At 74.5% G+C, this 17,679-nt stretch carries 19 protein-coding genes; 13 read left to right on the forward strand and 6 right to left on the reverse strand.

The window, feature by feature from the left end; genetic code table 11:
* Nucleotides 1-45 precede the first annotated feature (45 nt).
* The 8 genes from ABT299_RS21725 (at nucleotide 46) to ABT299_RS21760 (ending at nucleotide 6,891) form a co-directional block, all read left to right on the forward strand.
* Nucleotides 46-1,482 (forward strand): 2-hydroxymuconic semialdehyde dehydrogenase, encoded by a 1,437-nt coding sequence (locus tag ABT299_RS21725; protein ID WP_500251795.1) that lies wholly within the window; start codon nucleotides 46-48, stop codon nucleotides 1,480-1,482.
* Between the two features lie 10 nt (nucleotides 1,483-1,492).
* Nucleotides 1,493-2,308 (forward strand): fumarylacetoacetate hydrolase family protein, encoded by an 816-nt coding sequence (locus tag ABT299_RS21730; protein WP_190856518.1) that lies wholly within the window; start codon nucleotides 1,493-1,495, stop codon nucleotides 2,306-2,308.
* A complete protein-coding gene (locus tag ABT299_RS21735; protein ID WP_500251796.1) occupies nucleotides 2,308-3,054 on the forward strand; it encodes a 2-keto-4-pentenoate hydratase in 747 nt (248 codons plus the stop codon). Before ABT299_RS21730 ends, ABT299_RS21735 begins: the two co-directional genes overlap by 1 nt.
* Nucleotides 3,051-3,485: a Rid family hydrolase gene (locus ABT299_RS21740; RefSeq protein ID WP_190856520.1), complete on the forward strand. Its 435-nt coding sequence runs from the start codon at nucleotides 3,051-3,053 to the stop codon at nucleotides 3,483-3,485. Before ABT299_RS21735 ends, ABT299_RS21740 begins: the two co-directional genes overlap by 4 nt.
* The gene (locus ABT299_RS21745) at nucleotides 3,482-4,054 is read left to right on the forward strand and encodes a 3-hydroxyanthranilate 3,4-dioxygenase (RefSeq protein WP_190856521.1); all 573 of its coding nucleotides are present in this window, start codon (nucleotides 3,482-3,484) and stop codon (nucleotides 4,052-4,054) included. Before ABT299_RS21740 ends, ABT299_RS21745 begins: the two co-directional genes overlap by 4 nt.
* A 25-nt stretch (nucleotides 4,055-4,079) precedes the next feature.
* Nucleotides 4,080-5,186: an amidohydrolase family protein gene (locus ABT299_RS21750; protein WP_500251797.1), complete on the forward strand. Its 1,107-nt coding sequence runs from the start codon at nucleotides 4,080-4,082 to the stop codon at nucleotides 5,184-5,186.
* Nucleotides 5,183-6,451, forward strand: a complete 1,269-nt coding sequence (kynU, locus tag ABT299_RS21755; RefSeq protein WP_500251798.1) for a kynureninase — start codon at nucleotides 5,183-5,185, stop codon at nucleotides 6,449-6,451. Before ABT299_RS21750 ends, kynU begins: the two co-directional genes overlap by 4 nt.
* A 236-nt stretch (nucleotides 6,452-6,687) precedes the next feature.
* Nucleotides 6,688-6,891 (forward strand): cold-shock protein, encoded by a 204-nt coding sequence (locus ABT299_RS21760; protein WP_067639228.1) that lies wholly within the window; start codon nucleotides 6,688-6,690, stop codon nucleotides 6,889-6,891.
* 60 nt (nucleotides 6,892-6,951) lie between these two features.
* On the opposite strand, the gene ABT299_RS21765 is transcribed toward ABT299_RS21760, so the two are convergent.
* Nucleotides 6,952-7,797 carry an SDR family NAD(P)-dependent oxidoreductase gene (locus ABT299_RS21765; RefSeq protein WP_500251799.1) on the reverse strand — a complete coding sequence of 282 codons (846 nt, stop codon included), beginning with the start codon at nucleotides 7,795-7,797 and terminating at the stop codon, nucleotides 6,952-6,954.
* Nucleotides 7,798-7,892: 95 nt separating this feature from the next.
* Here ABT299_RS21765 and ABT299_RS21770 point away from each other — a divergent pair, with 95 nt between their 5' ends.
* Nucleotides 7,893-8,729, forward strand: a complete 837-nt coding sequence (locus tag ABT299_RS21770) for a helix-turn-helix transcriptional regulator (RefSeq protein WP_500251800.1) — start codon at nucleotides 7,893-7,895, stop codon at nucleotides 8,727-8,729.
* On the opposite strand, the gene ABT299_RS21775 is transcribed toward ABT299_RS21770, so the two are convergent.
* Nucleotides 8,718-9,896 (reverse strand): MFS transporter, encoded by a 1,179-nt coding sequence (locus tag ABT299_RS21775; protein WP_500251801.1) that lies wholly within the window; start codon nucleotides 9,894-9,896, stop codon nucleotides 8,718-8,720. The two genes, ABT299_RS21770 and ABT299_RS21775, sit on opposite strands and share 12 nt — an antisense overlap.
* Before the next feature lie 73 nt (nucleotides 9,897-9,969).
* Here ABT299_RS21775 and ABT299_RS21780 point away from each other — a divergent pair, with 73 nt between their 5' ends.
* Nucleotides 9,970-11,010, forward strand: a complete 1,041-nt coding sequence (locus tag ABT299_RS21780; protein WP_500251802.1) for an ROK family transcriptional regulator — start codon at nucleotides 9,970-9,972, stop codon at nucleotides 11,008-11,010.
* Nucleotides 11,011-11,069: 59 nt separating this feature from the next.
* Here ABT299_RS21780 and ABT299_RS21785 read toward each other — a convergent pair whose 3' ends face one another.
* Together ABT299_RS21785 and ABT299_RS21790 are read right to left on the reverse strand one after the other, a co-directional pair.
* Nucleotides 11,070-11,855, reverse strand: coding sequence for a TetR/AcrR family transcriptional regulator (locus tag ABT299_RS21785; protein WP_500251803.1), 786 nt, complete (start codon nucleotides 11,853-11,855; stop codon nucleotides 11,070-11,072).
* Complete coding sequence (locus ABT299_RS21790) at nucleotides 11,852-13,075, reverse strand: acyl-CoA dehydrogenase family protein (RefSeq protein WP_500251804.1); 1,224 nt, start codon at nucleotides 13,073-13,075, stop codon at nucleotides 11,852-11,854. The genes ABT299_RS21785 and ABT299_RS21790 overlap by 4 nt, the downstream gene beginning before the upstream one ends.
* A 45-nt stretch (nucleotides 13,076-13,120) precedes the next feature.
* Between ABT299_RS21790 and ABT299_RS21795 the strand changes: the two genes are divergently transcribed.
* Nucleotides 13,121-13,867: an SDR family oxidoreductase gene (locus ABT299_RS21795; RefSeq protein ID WP_190856529.1), complete on the forward strand. Its 747-nt coding sequence runs from the start codon at nucleotides 13,121-13,123 to the stop codon at nucleotides 13,865-13,867.
* 47 nt (nucleotides 13,868-13,914) lie between these two features.
* Nucleotides 13,915-14,871: a quinone oxidoreductase family protein gene (locus ABT299_RS21800; protein WP_500251805.1), complete on the forward strand. Its 957-nt coding sequence runs from the start codon at nucleotides 13,915-13,917 to the stop codon at nucleotides 14,869-14,871.
* A 32-nt stretch (nucleotides 14,872-14,903) separates the two neighbouring features.
* Here ABT299_RS21800 and ABT299_RS21805 read toward each other — a convergent pair whose 3' ends face one another.
* Entirely contained in the window at nucleotides 14,904-15,584 is a 681-nt protein-coding gene (locus ABT299_RS21805; RefSeq protein ID WP_190856531.1) for a response regulator, read from the reverse strand.
* Between the two features lie 22 nt (nucleotides 15,585-15,606).
* Nucleotides 15,607-16,854 carry a sensor histidine kinase gene (locus ABT299_RS21810; RefSeq protein WP_190856532.1) on the reverse strand — a complete coding sequence of 416 codons (1,248 nt, stop codon included), beginning with the start codon at nucleotides 16,852-16,854 and terminating at the stop codon, nucleotides 15,607-15,609.
* 304 nt (nucleotides 16,855-17,158) lie between these two features.
* Between ABT299_RS21810 and ABT299_RS21815 the strand changes: the two genes are divergently transcribed.
* Entirely contained in the window at nucleotides 17,159-17,674 is a 516-nt protein-coding gene (locus ABT299_RS21815; protein ID WP_190856533.1) for a cysteine dioxygenase, read from the forward strand.
* Nucleotides 17,675-17,679: the final 5 nt, after the last annotated feature.

A 17,679-nucleotide genomic window follows, 5' to 3' on the forward strand; every position in this document is an offset into this window, starting at 1 on the left:
CAGAGGATCGGTACGTCAGGGCAGATCGCGTCGTGGAGGAGCGGAATGAAGGCTGAGCACTACGTCGGCGGGGTGTTCCGTTCGGACGGACCGGCCTTCCCGCTGATCTCGCCCGCGGACGGCGCGGAGATCGGTGCCGTCCCGGAGGCGCCGCGCGAGGCCGTCGACGACGCGGTCGCGGCGGCCCGCGCGGCGCTGGGCGGCCCCTGGGGCGCCGGCGGCGCCGAGGAGAGGGCCGCGGCGCTGCGCCGCATCGCCGACGGGATCGAGGCGCGGTTCGCCGAGTTCGTGGACGCCGAGGTCGCCGACACCGGCCGCCCCCGCGCGTTCGCCGAGACGGTCGACGTGCCCCGCGCCATCGGCAACTTCCGCGCCTACGCCGACCTGCTCTACGGGCGCCCCGAGCGCGCCTACACCACGCAGGTCCCCGGCTGGAGCGCCGGCGGCGGGCAGGCCCTGAACTACACGGTGCGGCGCCCGCTCGGCGTCGTCGCGATCATCTCGCCGTGGAACCTGCCGCTGCTGCTGATGACCTGGAAGGTCGCGCCGGCGCTCGCGGCCGGGAACGCGGTCGTCGTCAAGCCGTCGGAGGAGACGCCGTCCACAGCGACGCTGCTCGCCCGGGTCGTCGACCAGGCGGGGCTGCCGTCCGGCGCGTTCAACCTGGTGCACGGGCACGGCCCCGGCGCGGCCGGCGAGTTCCTCACCGGGCACCCGGGCGTCGACGCCATCGCCTTCACCGGCGAGTCCGCGACCGGCTCGGCGATCATGCGCAACGCCGCCGACCACGTCACGCCGGTCTCGTTCGAGCTCGGCGGCAAGAACCCGGCGCTGGTGTTCGCCGACGCCGACCTCGACGCCGCCGTCGAGGGCACGGTCCGCTCGTCCTTCACCCACTCCGGGCAGATCTGCCTGTGCACCGAGCGCGTCTACGTCGAGCGCCCCGTCTTCGACGAGTTCGTCGAACGGCTCGGCGCGCGCGCACGGGAACTCGCGGACTACGGGCCGATGATCTCCGCCGCGCACCGCGACAAGGTCCTGTCGTACTACCGGCTCGCCCGCGAGGAGGGCGCCACCGTCGTCGCGGGCGGCGGCGCGCCGTCGTTCGGCGACGACCGCGACGGCGGCTTCCACGTCGAGCCCACCGTCCTCACCGGGCTCCCCGAGACGGCCCGCACCGTCCGCGAGGAGATCTTCGGGCCGGTCTGCCACGTCGCGCCGTTCGACACCGAGGACGAGGCGCTCCGGCTCGCCAACGACAGCCCCTACGGCCTCGCCTCGACCGTGTGGACCCGCGACCTGTCCAGGGCGCACCGCGTCGCGCCGAAGGTGGAGACCGGCATCGTGTGGGTGAACTGCTGGAACCTGCGCGACCTCCGCACCCCCTTCGGCGGCGTCAAGGCGTCCGGGATCGGCCGCGAAGGGGGAGAGTACTCACTGGACTTCTTCTCCGAGCCCGTCAACGTGTGCATCCAGATCTGAGAGCGAGCCAGTGACCGAACCGACCAACGAGAACACGGCGGACGCCGCGGCGATCGGCGCGGCGGCCGAGAGGCTTCTCGGCGCCCACGCCTCCGGCGTCCCGTGCGAGCCCGTCCGCGACCTCATCGCGACGGCCGACGACGCCTACGCCGTCCAGGACCGGATGACCGAGAGGTGGCTGGGGGAGGGGCGGCGGCTGTCCGGCCGCAAGATCGGCCTGACGTCCCGCGCCGTGCAGCAGCAGATGCGCGTCGACAGCCCCGACTTCGGGATGCTGTACGCCGACATGGCCGTCCCGGACGGCGACGAGATCCCCGCCGGCGCCGTCCTGCAGCCGCGCGTCGAGGCGGAGGTCGCGCTCGTCCTGGAGCACGACCTGACCCACGAGCGGCACACCGTCGCCGACCTCATCCGCGCGACCGCGTTCGCGCTCCCGGCCATCGAGATCGTCGGCAGCCGCATCCGCGACTGGGACATCACGCTCGCCGACACCGTCGCCGACAACGCCTCGTCCGGCATGTACGCGCTCGGCAACCGGCCCGTCCGGCTGGAGGACGCCGACCTGCGGCTGTGCGGCATGGTGCTGGAGCGGCGCGGCGAGCAGCTGTCCAGCGGCACCGGCGCCGCGTGCCTCGGCCATCCGCTGAACGCCGCGCTGTGGCTCGCCGACACGCTGGTCCGCGTCGGGCGGCCGCTGCGCGCCGGCGACACGGTGCTGACCGGCGCGCTCGGCCCGGTCGTGCCCGCCGCGCCCGGCGACGTGTTCGAAGCCCGCATCGACGGCCTCGGCGACGTCCGGGTCGCCTTCGGTAAGGAGGACTCCTGATGGTGGACGTGCAGGCGCTCGCCGCGACGCTGGACGGCGCCGTCCGGGACGTCCGCGCGGTCCCGAAGCTCACCGACGCCGCGCCGTTCGACGTGCCGACCGCGTACGCGGTGCAGCGCGAGCTGATCGAGCACCGGATCGGGCGCGGGGAGCGGCTCTCCGGCGTCAAGATGGGCTTCACCAGCCGCGCGAAGATGGTCCAGATGGGCGTCGACGACGTCATCTGGGGCCTGCTCACCGACCGGATGCAGGCCGGGGCGTCGGCGGACCTGTCGGGCCTCATCCACCCGCGGATCGAGCCGGAGATCGTGTACCTGATCGGCCGCGAGGTCCGCTCCGTCGCCGAGGCCGAGTCGGCCGTGGCCGGCGTCGCCGTCGGGTTCGAGATCCTCGACTCGCGCTACGAGGACTTCAAGTTCACCCTCCCGGACGTGATCGCGGACAACGCCTCCGCCGCCCTCTACGGGTTCGGCGCCTGGCACGAGCCGCGCGACCTGTCCAACGTCGGGCTGCTGATGGAGATCGACGGGCGGCCGGTGCAGACCGGGTCGTCCGCCGCGATCCTCGGCGACCCGGCCCGGTCGCTGCGCGCCGCCGCGCGGCTCGCGCTCGGCGCCGGAATGCCCCTCGAACCCGGCTGGGTGGTGCTGGCGGGCGCCGCGACGGCCGCCGTCCCGCTGCCGAAGGACGCGCACGTCCGCGTCACCGGCGCCGGCCTCGGCAGCGCGGAGGTGACGACCCGGTGAGCGACGCGATCCTCGTCGAGGGCAAGGCGAAACCGCGCGGGCGGTTCCCGCACGTGAAGCGGGCCGGCGACTTCGTGTTCGTGTCCGGCACCAGCTCGCGGCGGCCCGACGGCACGTTCGCCGGCGCGAGCGCCGACCCGATGGGCGTCACCGACCTCGACATCCGCGCGCAGACCCGCGCCGTCATCGAGAACATCGCCGACCTGCTGGAGGCCGCCGGGGGAGGGCTGTCCGACGTCGTCAGCGTCACCACCTACCTGGTGAGCATGAACGACTTCGGCGGCTACAACGAGGTCTACGGCGAGTACTTCGACGAGACCGGACCGGCCCGCACCACCGTCGCGGTCCACCAGCTCCCCCACCCGCACCTGCTCATCGAGATCTCGTGCATCGCCCACATCCCACGCAACGGCGAGGAGGCCGGAGCATGACCCTGCCGCAGCTGACGTTCGGACGCCCGTTCAACTTCCAGGCGTGGATCGACGAGCACCGCGACCTGCTCAAGCCGCCGGTCGGGAACGTCCAGGTGTTCGACGACGCCGGACTGATTGTGATGGTGGTCGGCGGCCCCAACCAGCGCACCGACTTCCACGACGACCCGACCGAGGAGTTCTTCTACCAGCTCAAGGGAAACATGGTCCTGCGGGTCATGGAGGAGGAGGGCAAGCCGCCCACCGACCTGCAGATCAACGAGGGCGACGTGTTCCTGCTGCCGCCGCACGTGCGGCACTCCCCGCAGCGGCCCGAGGAGGGGTCGATCGGCCTCGTGGTGGAGATCCCGCGGCCCGAGGGGCTCAAGGAGGCGTTCGAGTGGTACTGCACCGAGTGCCACCACCTCGTGCACCGCGCCGAGCTGCAGGTCCGTTCCATCGTGGACGACCTGCCGCCCGCCTTCGAGGGCTTCTACGGCGGCGACCGCGAGTGCCCGAACTGCGGCGCCGTCCACCCGGGCCGGCAGTGGCCCGCGCACATGGTCCCCACGACGGCGCCCCGCGCCTGACCCCTTCCCGTCCGACGGAGCTCCAGTGACAGTCATCGACGTCCACGCCCATGTCTTCCCCCGGCTCGGCCGCGCCGAGGGCCGCACGCTCGCCGACCGGGACGAGCCGTGGCTGCGCGTCCACGGCGACGGCACCGGCATGATGATGAGCGGCGACCGGGAGTACCGCCCGGTCGAGGAGGGGCTGTGGGACCCCGCGCGGCGGGTGGCCGACATGGACGCCGCCGGCGTCGACGTCCAGGCCGTCTCGTCCACCCCGCTGATGTTCGGGTACGCGGCCGAGCCGTCCCGCGCCGCCGACTGGTGCGACCTGGTCAACGACCGCATCCTCGCCTACTGCGCGGACGCGCCGGACCGGCTGCTGCCGCTGTGCCAGGTCCCGCTGCAGGACCCGGCGCTGGCCTGCGAGGTCGCGACGCGGGCGGCGGCGGCCGGGCACCGGGGCGTGCACATCGGCAACCACGTCGGCGACCGGAACCTGGACGACCCCGGCATCACCGAGTTCCTCGCGCACTGCGCCCGGATCGGCCTGCCCGTGCTGGCGCATCCATGGGACATGCTCGGCGCCGACCGGATGCAGGGCCACATGCTGCCGTGGCTGTCCGGCATGCCCGCCGAGACGCAGCTGAGCATCCTCGCGCTGATGCTGTCCGGCGCCTTCGAGCGGATCCCCGAGTCGCTGCGGCTGTGCTTCTGCCACGGCGGCGGCAGTTTCGCGTTCACGCTCGGCCGCGCCGACAACGCCTGGCACCGGCGCGACATCGTCCGCGCCGACTCGCCGCGTCCGCCGTCGGAGTACACCGACCGGTTCTTCGTCGACTCGGCGGTGTTCGACCCGCGCGCGCTCCGGCTGCTGGTCGAGGTGATGGGCGCCGAGCGCGTCATGCTCGGCACCGACTACCCGTTCCCGCTGGGGGAGCAGGACCCCGGTGCGACGATCCGCGAGTGCCCCGGCCTTGACGACGCCGACCGCGCAAAGCTGCTCGGCGGCAACGCGCGGGCGTTCTTCGCGACCGCCGCCCCGGCGGAGGCCGCCGTTCCCGCCCCTTCCGCCGAGGCCGCGGACGTCGGCAGTACGGACGTCGGCAGTACCGACGTCACCGGCACCGCCGTCACCGGGAGCGCGTCGTGAGCGCCGCACAGGAGGCCGCGGAGCGCGAGGCGCTCCGGCTCGACGAGACCGACCCGGTGCCCTCGCTGCGCGAGGAGTTCCTCGTGCCGCCCGCGCCCGGCGGCGCGTACCCGGAGGCGGCGTACTTCGCCGGAAACTCGCTCGGCCTCCAGCCGAAGGCCGTCGCGGGCCGCCTGCGCGAGGAGCTCGACGACTGGGCCCGGCTCGCCGTCGAGGGCCACACGCAGGCGCGCCGCCCGTGGGTCGACTACCACGAGCTGCTCCGCGAGCCCGCCGCCCGCCTCGTCGGCGCCCTGCCGCACGAGGTCGTCGCGATGAACTCGCTGACGGTCAACCTCCACCTGATGATGGCGAGCTTCTACCGGCCGTCCGGGGCGCGCACCCGCATCGTCATCGAGGACTCGGCGTTCCCGTCCGACTCGTACGCGGTCGCCAGCCAGGCGGTCCACCACGGCCTCGACCCGGCGGACACCGTCGTGCGGCTGCCCCCCCGGCCCGGCGAGGACACCCTGCGCACCGAGGACGTCCTGGCGTTCCTCGAGCGCGAGGGCGGCACGGTCGCGCTGCTGATGCTCGGCGGCGTCAACTACCTGACCGGCCAGCTCATGGACATGGCCGCGATCACCAAGGCGGGCCGCGCCGCCGGCGCCGTCGTCGGCTGGGACCTGGCGCACGCCGCCGGGAACGTCCCGCTGCGGCTGCACGACTGGGACGTCGACTTCGCCGCCTGGTGCACCTACAAGTACCTCAACAGCGGGCCCGGCGCGGTCGCCGGCTGCTTCGTCCACGAGCGGCACGTCGCCGACCCGTCGGTGCCGAAGCTGTCGGGCTGGTGGGGGACCGAGCCGTCCGTCCGGTTCCGGATGGACCCCGACATCGCGCCGCCCGCGTCCGCCGACGCCTGGCAGCTGTCCAACCCGCCGATCCTCGCCCTGGCGCCGGTGCTGGCCTCCCTGGAGATCTTCGACCGGGTCGGGATGGACGCGCTGCGCGCCCGCAGCGAGCGGCTCACCGGCTACCTCGCGGCGCGGCTCGCCCCGCTGCGCGGCGTCCAGGTGATCACCCCGGACGACCCGGCGGCGCGCGGCAGCCAGCTGTCGCTGCGGGTGGCCGACGCCGGGGGGCTGGTCCGGCGGCTCGCGCGGGTCCACGGCGTGGTCGCCGACGCCCGCGAACCGGACGTCGTGCGGTTCGCGCCCGTCCCGCTCTACTGCACGTTCCACGACTGCCATCGCGCGGCCGTGGCACTGGATGATCTGACTTAGGTGTGTCGGGGTTCGGGGCGGCCCCGTATGGGGTAGGTTCGATCCTGTCGCCGCGACCGGCCAGGCGCGGCGGCCAGTCAGGCAGTCTCGAACGTTTGCTCTACGAAACGCCCGTAGAAGTTCAAGACGACGGGCGTTCTCCGTTTCTCCGGGTGACCGGCGGACGTGAGATGAGTCCGCTTGCAGCCCGGTCCGCCGCCCGGCGGCCCGGTGGTCACACCCAGAGGAGAAAGACCATGGCCGAAGGCACCGTGAAGTGGTTCAACGCCGAAAAGGGCTTCGGGTTCATCGCCCCCGACGGCGGCGGCCCGGACGTGTTCGTCCACTACTCGGCGATCACCACGAACGGCTACCGCAGCCTCGACGAGAACCAGCGCGTCGGCTTCGAGATCACCCAGGGCCAGAAGGGCCCGCAGGCCGAGGGCGTCTACCCGCTCTAAGGCCCGCGCTCAACGCGTGAACAGGCCGGGGACGCACGGCGTCCCCGGCCTTTCGCATGCCTAGGCGCGGTAGGTCGCGGCGTTGATGCCGACCGTGCGGAGGAGCAGCCGGTCCCTCGTGTGGTCGGGGAGCCGGGCGAGGGTCGCCATCATGCGGGCGTCGCGGCCGACCAGGTAGCGCGCCTTCGGGCGGCGCGCCGTCAGCGCCTTGACGATCGCCTTCACGGCGGAGTCGACCGGCCCCGGTTTCGCGCGGGCGCCGAACTCGGCCATCTTCGCGGTGACGCCCTCGTAGAGGCGCTGGGCGTCCGCGTCGCCGCGCCAGCCGGTCGCCCGCCGCGAGGCGCCGGACTTGTCGAAGATCTCGGTGTCCAGCAGGCCGGGCTCGATCACGCTGACCTTCACCCCCAGCGGGCGCATCTCCACCCGCAGCGCCTCGGTGACCGACGCCAGCGCCGCCTTCGACGCCGCGATCGGCCCGAACGCGGGCCCGCTCATCCGGGAGCTCACGGCGCCCACGTTGACGACCCGCCCCTTCGTGGCGCGCAGCATCGGCAGCACCGCCTGGGCCATCGCGACCTGGCCGACCACGTTGACGTCGAACTGCCGCCGCCAGTCCTCCAGCGGCACCAGCTCGACCGGTCCCTCGACGATGACGCCGGCGTTGTTGACCAGCGCGTCAAGCCGCCCGCCGGTGCGGGCGGCGATCTCCTTGGCGGCGGCCTCGACGGTCTCCTCGTCGATCAGGTCGATGGTCAGGGCGTGGACCCCGGCGGGCAGCCGGCCGGCGTCGGACGGGCGCCGGATCCCGGCGTACACGTCCCAGCCGAGTCCGGCGAGCCTGCGGACGGCCGCGCCGCCGACGCCGCCGGCCGCCCCGGTGATCAGTACGGTTCGAGTGCTCATGGAGCCGATGCTGGGCCCCCCGGCCGGGCCGGACAAGACTACTGTTAACGCTATTAACGCGGCTAACAGGCATACACGAAGCGAGGTGACCGGTCGTGCCCGCACCGACCGCCGACGCACGCCGCCGGGAACTCGGCGACTTCCTGCGGTCCCGGCGCGGCCGGGTGACGCCGCGGGAGGCGGGCATCGTGCCCGGACCGCGGCGCCGGACGCCCGGGCTGCGGCGCGAGGAGGTCGCGGCCGCCGCCGGCGTCAGCCTCACCTGGTACACGTGGCTGGAGCAGGGCCGCGTCAACGGGGTGTCGCGGCAGGTCCTCGACAGCCTCGCCCGGGCGCTGCGGCTCGGCGACGCCGAGCACCGGCACCTGCTGGAGCTGGCCGGCGAGCCCGCCGCCGAGCCGCCGGGCCCGGCGACGGTGACCCGCGAGGTCCGCGACCTGCTGGCGATGGTCGAGCCGAACCTCGCCCACGTGGTGACGCGCCGCTTCGACCTCGTGGCCTGGAACGCCCCGCTGGACGCGCTGCTGCGCAGCATGCCCGAGCGGCCGTCCGGCGAGGACCTCAACGTCGTCTGGCTGATGTTCCACAGCGCCTGGATGCGCGAGCGGTTCGTCGACTGGGAGGCCGAGGCCCGCTGGCTGACGGCGCTGCTGCGCAACGAGGCCGGGCGGCAGGTCGGCAATCCCGGCTTCGAGCGGCTCGTGGCGCGGCTGACCGCGACCAGCCCGCGGTTCCGCGCGTTCTGGGAGTCGCACGACATCACGCCGTTCACCCCGTCCGAGCGGCGGTTCCGGCACCCGGACCTCGGCGAGGTCACGCTCCGCTACATGAAGATCAACGTCGAGAACGACCCGGACCAGAGCGTCCTGGTGCACTACGCGACGCCAGGGTCGCCTGCCGCCGAGGCCCTCACCCGCCTCTCACGCGCGTAGCTCCCGGACGGGCGGCGCGGCGGACTCGGGCAGCCGGGCGGGCCGCGGACGCAGCGCGCCGGCCAGCAGGACCGTCGGCGCGCAGATGCAGGTGATCAGCGCGAACGCGGCCGGGTAGGACAGCGCGCCCGCCGCCCAGCCGGTCACCGCCGGCGCGGTCAGCCCGGACAGGTAGGTGATCGTCGCGACACCCGCGACGCCCTCGCCCGGCGTGTTCCCGGCGTTGCCGGCCGCCGCGAACACCAGCGGCACGACGGTCGCGACGCCCGCGCCGATCAGCGCGAATCCGGCGATGCCCGGCACCGCGTCCCGCGCCGCCACCACCAGGACGCCGCCGAGCACCGCGACGGACCCGCCGCAGCGGACGACCGCGGCGGGGCCGAACCGGCGGACGAGGCGGTCGCCGGCGAGCCGCGTCCCGGCCATGCACGACATGAAGACCGTGAAGCTGGCGGCGGCGAGCCCGGGGCCGGCGCCGGCGACCTTGGTGAGGTAGACGGCCGACCAGTCGGCGCTCGCGCCCTCGGCGAACGTCGCGCAGAACCCGACGACGCCGATCGCCGCGACCGCCCGGTTCGGCAGCGCGAACCGGCGCGGCGGCGGGGCGTCCGCCGCGCCCGCCCGGTCGGGCAGGAGGCCGCGGCCCGCCGCGGCGCCCGCGGCGAGCAGGACGAGCGCGACCGCCCCGAGATGGATCCGGGCGTCCACTCCGGCGTGCGCGGCGAGGATGCCGGCGCCGCCCGCGGCGAGGCTCCCGACGGCCCACAGCCCGTGCAGCCCCGACATGATCGGCTTCTTCAGGTGCCGTTCCACCGACACGGCGTGCCCGTTCATCACCACGTCCGACATGCCGGCGCCCATGCCGTACAGGAGCATCGCGGCGAACAGCCAGCCGGGCGCGGGCGACAGGGCGGGCAGCGCGAGGACCGCCGCCCAGTACGCGATCAGCAGCCGGGTGGCGGTGCGCTCCCCGATGCGGTGCGCGATCCGGCTCGCGGTCGGCATCGTCGCGAACGCGCCGATGGACGGGCAGAGCAGGGCGAGCCCGAGGACGGTGGCGCCGAGGCCGAGGCGGTCCTGGATCCAGGGGATGCGGGTCGCCAGGGTGCCCGCGACGGCGCCGTGCACGGCGAAGACGGCGGCGATGGCGCGATGGGGACGGCTCATGCCCGATAAACTAACAGGCAGGCTTCCTGATGAAAAGCGGCCACGGGCGGCCCCGCTCACTACCATGGGGCTCGTGAAGACCGCCGACCCGACGATGGCCCGCGCGATCAACGACCGGCTCGCCCTCGACCTGCTGCTGGAACGCGGCCCGCTGACCGCCCCGCAGCTGCGCGCGCTGACCGGGCTGTCCCGGCCGACGGTCTCCGACCTGGTCGAGCGGCTCCGCGCGGACGGGCTGATCGAGGTGGCCGGGGAGACCGGCGCCGACCGGCGCGGGCCGAACGCCCGGCTCTACGGCCTGGTCGCCGGCCGCGCCCACGTCGCGGGCGTCGACCTGCGGCGCGACGCCGTACACGTCACCGTCGCGGACCTCGCCGAGAACCCGGCCGGCTCGTCGTCGCGTCCGCTGCCCGACGCCCCGGACCTGCCCGGCCTGATCTCGGAGGCGGTCGCCGAGGCCGCCGGAGGCACCGCCCTGCACGCCGTCGTCGTCGGCACCCCCGGCCTGATCCATCCGGGCACCGGCCTGGTGACCGACGGCGACATGCCCGGCTGGCGCCCCGACCTGCGCCGGGCCCTTCAGGACCGGACGTCCGCGCGCGTCGTCGTGGAGAACGAGGTCAACCTCGCGGCCGTCGCCGAGCACCGCGACGGCGCGGCCCCCGGCCACGACGACTTCGCGCTGCTGTGGCTGGACGACGGCGTCGGCGCCGCGATCGTGCTGGACGGGCGGCTGCGGCGCGGCGCGTCCGGCGGCGCGGGCGAGGTGGGGATGCTGCGCTTCGGCGGCAGCGACCTCTGCCACGCGGTCGAGGTCGCGTCCGCCGGGCACCTGGACACCGAGGCGCTCGCTGACCGGGTCACCGAAGGCGTGTTCGCCCTCGTCGCGGTCCTGGACCCCGGCCTCGTCGTGCTCGGCGGCGCGCTCGGGCGCGGCGGCGGCGACCGCCTCGCCGGGCTGGTCGCCGACCGGCTCGCCGAGCTGAGCCCGGCCGCCACGGTGGTGCGCCCGGCCGCCGTGCCCGAGGGGGACGCGGTGCTGCGCGGCGCCGTCCTCACCGCGCTGGACCTCGCCCGCGACGACGTCTTCGGCCGCCCGGTCGCCGCGGGCTGACCGCCCGCCCGCGTCCGCGCCGCCGCCGCGGGCCCCGGCCTACCGCCGCGGTCCGGCCGTCACTCCCGGGGCAGCCGCTCGCCGGTGCGCAGCCGGTCCAGGCCGAGCCAGATGAACTCCAGCGCCATCTGCTCGGCGCGCTCGCGCGGCGTGTCGGGATGCTCCAGCCACCACGACACCATCGACAGCATCGACCCGTACATCAGCGGGACGAGCAGCCGCGCCCGCCGCTCGTTCACCGCGAGTGCGGCCGGCGACAGCTTCGGGTCGGCGCGGCGGCGGCGCAGCAGCAGGTCGGCGAACGCGGTGCCGAGCCGGTCGCGCAGCTCCCGCAGCTCCAGCCCGACCTCCGGCTTGTCCAGGTGCCGGACCACCAGCGACCACGCGTCCGGCTCCTCGGTGGCGTAGTCGAACAGCACCCGGATCATCGCCCGGATGCCGCCCGCCGTGCCGTGCGCGGCGGGCACCGCCTCGTTGAGCCGCGCCGTCAGCTCGCCGACGATCGCCTCCGTGACCTCGGCGAACAGCTCCTCCTTGGACACGAAGTGCTGGTACAGCAGTGCCTTGGACACCTGCGCCGCCGCGGCGACGTGCTCCATCTGCGTGAGGTGGTAGCCGCGCCGGCCGAACTCGGCCAGCGCCACCTGGAGCAGCTGCTCGCGCCGCCGGGCGTACGGCATCCGCCGCCGCACGACCGGCCCGGTTCCCGCGGTCCCGGTGTCCGCCGGCCGCGTACCGGCCGGCTCCGCGCCCGCCGGCCCGGTTTCCGCAGGCTCGGTGCCCGCCGGTTCCGTGCCGGCGGGCACCGTCCCGCGCGTTCCCGCGTCCCCCGTGCCTCCGGTCATTTCCCGAGGTACTTGCCCAGTTCGGCGCGCGCGACCGAGCGCACGTGGACCTCGTCGGGCCCGTCGGCGAGGCGCAGCGTGCGCAGGCCCGCCCACATGGCGGCGAGTGGGGTGTCGTCGCTGACGCCGGCGCCGCCGTGCACCTGGATCGCCCGGTCGACGACCTCCAGCGCGACCCGCGGCGCGATCACCTTGATCGCCGCGACCTCGGACCGCGCGGCCTGCACGCCCTGCTTGTCGATCAGCCACGCGGTCTTCAGCGTGAGCAGCCGGGCCTGCTCGATCGCCATCCGCGACTCGGCGATCTGCTGGCGCACCACGCCCTGCTTGGCGAGCGGCCCGCCGAACGCCACGCGGGACGCCGCCCGCTCGCACATCAGCTCCAGCGCCCGCTCGGCCATCCCGATCGCGCGCATGCAGTGGTGGATGCGGCCGGGCCCGAGGCGCGCCTGCGCGATCGCGAAGCCGCCGCCCTCCTCGCCGACGAGGTTCTCCACCGGGACGCGGACGTCGGTGAAGGTGATCTCGCAGTGGCCGTGCTGGTCCTGGTAGCCGAACACGGGCAGCGGCCGGACGACCTCGACGCCAGGGGCGTCGATCGGCACCAGCACCATCGACTGCTGCCGGTACGGGTGGCCCTCCGGGTCGGTCTTGCCCATCACGATCATGATCTTGCAGCGCGGGTCGGCGGTGCCGCTGATCCACCACTTGCGGCCGTTGATCACGTAGTGGTCGCCGTCGCGCTCGATGCGGGTGGAGATGTTGGTGGCGTCCGAGCTCGCCACGTCCGGCTCCGTCATCGCGAACGCGCTGCGGACCTCGCCGTCCAGCAGCGGCCTCAGCCAGCGCTCCTTCTGCTCGGGCGTGCCGAACAGGTGCAGGACCTCCATGTTGCCGGTGTCGGGCGCCGCGCAGTTGGTCGCCTCGGGCGCGAGGCCGGGGGAGCGGCCCGTCACCTCGGCGAGCGAGGCGTAGTCGGTGACGCTCAGGCCGTGCGCCGGGTCCTCGCTGTCGGGTAGGAACAGGTTCCACAGGCCGCGCTTGCGGGCCTCGACCTTGAGGTCCTCGACGACCTGCGGGACGTAGTGCTCGCGGCCCTGCTCGCGCAGCTCCGCCCGCTGGGCCGCGTACACCGGCTCCGCGGGGTAGACGTGGGAGTCCATGAATTCCTGGAGGCGGCCGAGGTGCTCCTGGGCCCGCTCGCTCAAACCGAAGTCCATTCCGCTAGAGTAACTGACGAGTCAGTTACTTGGGAGGGAGTCCCCATGGCAGCCTTCGACGGCACGGGCAAGGTCGCGCTGATCACGGGCGGATCCAACGGCATCGGCGCGTCGGTCGCGCGCCGGCTGGCCCGCGAGGGCGCCCGGGTCGTGCTCGCCGACGTCGACGCCGAGGCCGGCGGCGCGCTCGCCAAGGAGCTCGACGGCGCGTTCGTCCGCTGCGACGTCCGCGAGCCCGCCGACAGCGAGGCCGCCGTCGCCGCCGCCGTCGAGCGCTTCGGCGGCCTGGACGTCGCGTTCCTCAACGCGGGCGTCGCCGGCGGGGGCGACCTCGGCGAGGACTTCGACCCCGCGGTGTACCGCCGCGCCATGGGCATCAATCTCGACGGCGTCGTCTACGGCGTGCACGCCGCGCTGCCCGCGATCCGCGCCCGCGGCGGCGGGAACATCATCGCGACCGCCAGCATGGCCGCGCTCACCGCGACGCCCTTCGACCCCGTCTACGGCGCGAACAAGGCCGCGGTCGTCGGCCTCGTCCGCGCGCTCGGCCCCACCTACCTGCCCGAGGGCATCCGGGTGAACGCGCTGTGCCCGTCGTTCGCCGACACCGCGATCCTCGGCGAGATGAAGGGGCGGCTCCAGGAGAGCGGGTTCCCGATCCTCCAGGTGGACGACGTCGTCGAGGCGTTCATGCGGATCCTGGAGGCCGACGGCGCCGGCGAGGCGTGGTACGTCGTTCCGGGCCGCCCGTCCGAGCCGTTCAAGTTCCGCGGCGTCCCGGGCCCGCGCTGAGCCCGCCCGCCCCGCACGAAGGCGCCCACGCACCGAACAGGAGAGTCATGCGCGCGATCCAGATCACCGAGTTCGGCGGTCCCGAGGTGCTGACCGTCACCGAGCTGCCCGACCCGGTCGCCGGGCCCGGGCACCTGCTCGTCGACGTCTCCCGGGCCGGCATCAACTACGCCGACACCCACCAGGCCGAGAACAGCTACCTGTCGGAGTCGACGCTGCCGATGGTGCCGGGCGGCGAGGTCGTCGGCACCGCCCCGGACGGCCGCCGCGTCGTCGCGCTCGTCGGCACCGGCGGGTACGCCGAGAAGGCCGTCGCGCCCGAGGCGCTGGCCTGGGACGTCCCGGACGCCGTCGACGACGTCACCGCACTCGGCATGATCGTGCAGGGCGCGTCGGCGTGGGTGCTGCTGCGGCGCAGCGTGCACCTGGCGCCGGGGGAGTCGGTCGTCGTGCACGCCGCCGCCGGCGGGGTCGGCACCCTCGCCGTCCAGCTCGCCAAGGCCTGGGGCGCCGGGCGCGTCATCGCGACCGCCTCGTCCAAGGACAAGCGCGACCTCGCCCTGGAGCTCGGCGCGGACGTCGCGATCGACGCCAACGAGCCCGACCTGAAGGACGCGCTCATCGAGGCCAACGGCGGCCGCCGCGTCGACACCGTGCTGGAGATGACCGGCGGCACCGTCACCGACCAGAGCCTGAAGGCGCTCGCGCCGTTCGGCCGGCTCGCCTTCTACGGCATGGCCTCCCGCAAGGAGCCGTCGCCGGTGCGGCCCGCCACGCTGATGTCGCACTCCACGACGATCGCCGGCATGTGGCTGGCGCACGTCTTCCAGCTGCCCGGCGACGTCATGCGCGCCGCGCTGGACGAGCTGTTCGGCCTGGCCGCCGACGGACGGCTGCGCGTGGTCGGCGGCGGCGAGTACGGCCTGTCGGAGGTCCGCCGCGCCCACGAGGACCTGCGCGCCCGCCGCACCACCGGCAAGCTCGTCCTCGACCCGTCCCGCTGAGCCCCGCCGGGACCGGACCCGGAACGGCCGCGCTAGCCGACGAGGCCGTTCTCGTAGGCGAACACCACGGCCTGGGTCCGGTCCCGCAGCGCCAGCTTGGTCAGCACGTGCCCGACGTGCGTCTTGATCGTCTGCTCGGCGAGCACCAGCTCGGCGGCGATCTCGGCGTTGGACAGGCCCCGCGCGATGAGCCGCAGCACGTCCATCTCGCGCGGGGTGAGGCCCGCCGTCGCCGTCGGGCTCGGCCGCTGGTGGCGGCGCCGGCGCGCGAAGTCGCCGATCAGCCGCCGCGTGATCGACGGCGCGAGCAGCGCGTCGCCCGCCGCCACCACCCGCACCCCGGTCACCAGGTCGGCCGCCGAGGCGTCCTTCAGCAGGAACCCGCTGGCCCCCGCGCCGAGCGCCTCGTAGACGTACTCGTCCAGGTCGAACGTGGTGAGCACCAGGACCTTCGGCCGCACGTCGGCGGGGTCCCCGCCGTCGGTCCCGGCGGGCGCGCCGATCAGCTCGGCGGTCGCGGCCAGGCCGTCCATCTCCGGCATCCGGATGTCCATCACCACGACGTCCGGATCCAGCGCGCGGGCCATGTCCACGGCCTCGCGCCCGTTCCCCGCCTGCCCGATCACCTCGATCTCCGGATCGGAGGACAGCAGCGCCGCGAGCCCGTCGCGGATCATCACCTGGTCGTCGGCGATCAGCACCCGAATCGTCACGATGCCACCCTACGGGGAACGATCAGTCCCCGTACGGCAGCTCGGCCGCGACCGTCCAGCCGGCGGGCGGGCGCGGGCCGGCCGACAGCGTCCCGCCGAGCATGGTGACGCGCTCGCGCATCCCGACCAGGCCGTGCCCGCCGCCCTGCGACCCGTCCGGGACCCCGCGCGGGCCGTCGTCGTCGACGGTCACCGCGAGCGCCTCGGGGCCGTACTTGATCTCCACGTGGACGCGCGAGCCCGGCGCGTACCGGGCCGCGTTGCTGAGCGACTCCTGGACGATCCGGAAGGCCGACAGGTCGACCCCGGCGTCCAGCTGGCGCGGCATGCCGACGACCACGGTGGCGACCGACAGCCCCGAGTTGCGGGCCGCCGCGGCCAGCTCGTCGAGCCGGTCCAGGCCCGGGCTCGGGGCGCGCTCGGCGCCCTCGTCGTCCGAGCGCAGCAGCCCGACCACGCGGCGGGTCTCGGTGAGCGCCTCGCGGGCGGCGTCCCGCACGACCCCGAACGTCTCGCGGGCGGCGTCCGGCAGGTCGGGGATCTTGAACGGGGCGGCCTCGGCCTGCATGGCGATCACCGACATGTGGTGGGCGACGACGTCGTGCAGCTCGCGGGCGATGCGGGCGCGCTCCTCCAGCACCGCCTGCCGGGCCAGGTCCTGCCGGTGCTGCTCCTCGCGGCGGCGCAGCTCCTCCTCCGCGGACCTGCGGCCGCCGACCGCGTCGCCGAAGGTCAGCGCGAGCGCGGTGATCCCGGCGAGGATGATGCCGAACCAGCCCGGCATGCCGAACAGCACGGCGGGCAGCAGCACCGCCACGATCGTCACCGCGCCGACCCCGACGGTCGTCTGCCGGTCGCAGCCGATCCCGGCGAAGAACAGGATGACGACCAGCGCGAGGATCGCGGTGACCGGCCACGGCATGAAGCCGGTGCCGTGCCGGACGAACACGGTGGCCAGCAGCCCGATGGCCGCGATGCGCCAGGCGGCGAGCGGCCAGCGGGCCGCGAAGATCAGCGGGGTCGCCATCAGCACCCCGAGCGGCCAGGCCGCCTCGGCGTCCACGTGGTACGCCGAGATGGAGATCGCGATGGACCCGGCCGTGAAGCCGATCGTCATGGCGAGCAGGACGGCGAGGATCGGCGCGCGCAGCAGGAGCCGGCCGGGGAGCAGGGGGACGGCGGGGTCGTCGTGGCCGGGCACGACGGCGGAGGCGACCCCGGCGAGCAGCCGGGGCCGCGCGCCGGCGCCGGGGCGGTGTGGTTCGTTCATCTCGCTGCGAGCCTAGAGCGCCCGGCGCCGCGCCCGCCTGCCTCCGGGGAGGGAGATCGGGCCGCCCCCGCTGGTATCACCGCTGCCCAGGGCCGGGACGGCGTCTTCCAGCCTTTCCCGATTGACTTTATAGGGATTGTGGCCCATCCTCGTGGTGTGACGATCTCCGCCGCACTGCACGAACGCCTGCACGTCGATCTGCGCCTCCAGGCCAGCGCGCTGTGTCGCCGGACGCTCCGCTAGCGGACACCCGCTCGCGGCCGCGTTCCCGCACGTTCCACAGCACAGCCGAGGAGAGCGACAGATGACCGTCACCGCCACCGAGTCCGGCGCGCCCGAGTCCGGCACGCCCGCGCAGACCGCACCGCAGGAGGCGGGTGCGCCGTTCGCGCCGGCCCGGCTCGCCGAGCGCGCCCGCGCGCTGGCCGACCACCCGGAGGAGTGGGTCCACCGGGTCCGGCTCGACCCGCAGGGCCGCTGGTACGAGCGCCTCCACCAGGACGCCGACCACGAGATCTGGCTGATCAGCTGGCTGCCCGGCCAGGCCACCGGCTTCCACGACCACGGCGGCTCCGCCGGCGCCTTCGCCGTCGCCCTCGGCACGCTCGAGGAGCACCGCGTGCACGACCGGCGCGAGGTCGGCGCCGGGCAGGTGCGCTCGTTCGGACCCGACTACGTCCACGACGTCCGCAACACCTCGGACGCGCCCGCGGTCAGCGTGCACGTGTACTCGCCGCCGCTGTCGACCATGCGCCGCTACGACCTGGACGCGGGCGGCGAACTCGTCCGCCTCACCGCGGAGTCCGCCGAGGACTGGTGACGCGG

This window comes from Spirillospora sp. NPDC000708 (assembly GCF_040299565.1).
Taxonomy (GTDB): Bacteria; Actinomycetota; Actinomycetes; order Streptosporangiales; family Streptosporangiaceae; genus Spirillospora.

Coding starts and splice junctions, on each gene's coding strand:
- ABT299_RS21725 (WP_500251795.1), top strand. CDS start 46: ATGAAGGCTGAGCACTACGTCGGCGGGGTGTTCCGTTCGGACGGACCG.
- ABT299_RS21735 (WP_500251796.1), top strand. CDS start 2,308: ATGGTGGACGTGCAGGCGCTCGCCGCGACGCTGGACGGCGCCGTCCGG.
- ABT299_RS21745 (WP_190856521.1), top strand. CDS start 3,482: ATGACCCTGCCGCAGCTGACGTTCGGACGCCCGTTCAACTTCCAGGCG.
- ABT299_RS21760 (WP_067639228.1), top strand. CDS start 6,688: ATGGCCGAAGGCACCGTGAAGTGGTTCAACGCCGAAAAGGGCTTCGGG.
- ABT299_RS21765 (WP_500251799.1), bottom strand. CDS start 7,797: ATGAGCACTCGAACCGTACTGATCACCGGGGCGGCCGGCGGCGTCGGC.
- ABT299_RS21775 (WP_500251801.1), bottom strand. CDS start 9,896: ATGAGCCGTCCCCATCGCGCCATCGCCGCCGTCTTCGCCGTGCACGGC.
- ABT299_RS21785 (WP_500251803.1), bottom strand. CDS start 11,855: ATGACCGGAGGCACGGGGGACGCGGGAACGCGCGGGACGGTGCCCGCC.
- ABT299_RS21790 (WP_500251804.1), bottom strand. CDS start 13,075: ATGGACTTCGGTTTGAGCGAGCGGGCCCAGGAGCACCTCGGCCGCCTC.
- ABT299_RS21795 (WP_190856529.1), top strand. CDS start 13,121: ATGGCAGCCTTCGACGGCACGGGCAAGGTCGCGCTGATCACGGGCGGA.
- ABT299_RS21800 (WP_500251805.1), top strand. CDS start 13,915: ATGCGCGCGATCCAGATCACCGAGTTCGGCGGTCCCGAGGTGCTGACC.
- ABT299_RS21810 (WP_190856532.1), bottom strand. CDS start 16,854: ATGAACGAACCACACCGCCCCGGCGCCGGCGCGCGGCCCCGGCTGCTC.
- ABT299_RS21815 (WP_190856533.1), top strand. CDS start 17,159: ATGACCGTCACCGCCACCGAGTCCGGCGCGCCCGAGTCCGGCACGCCC.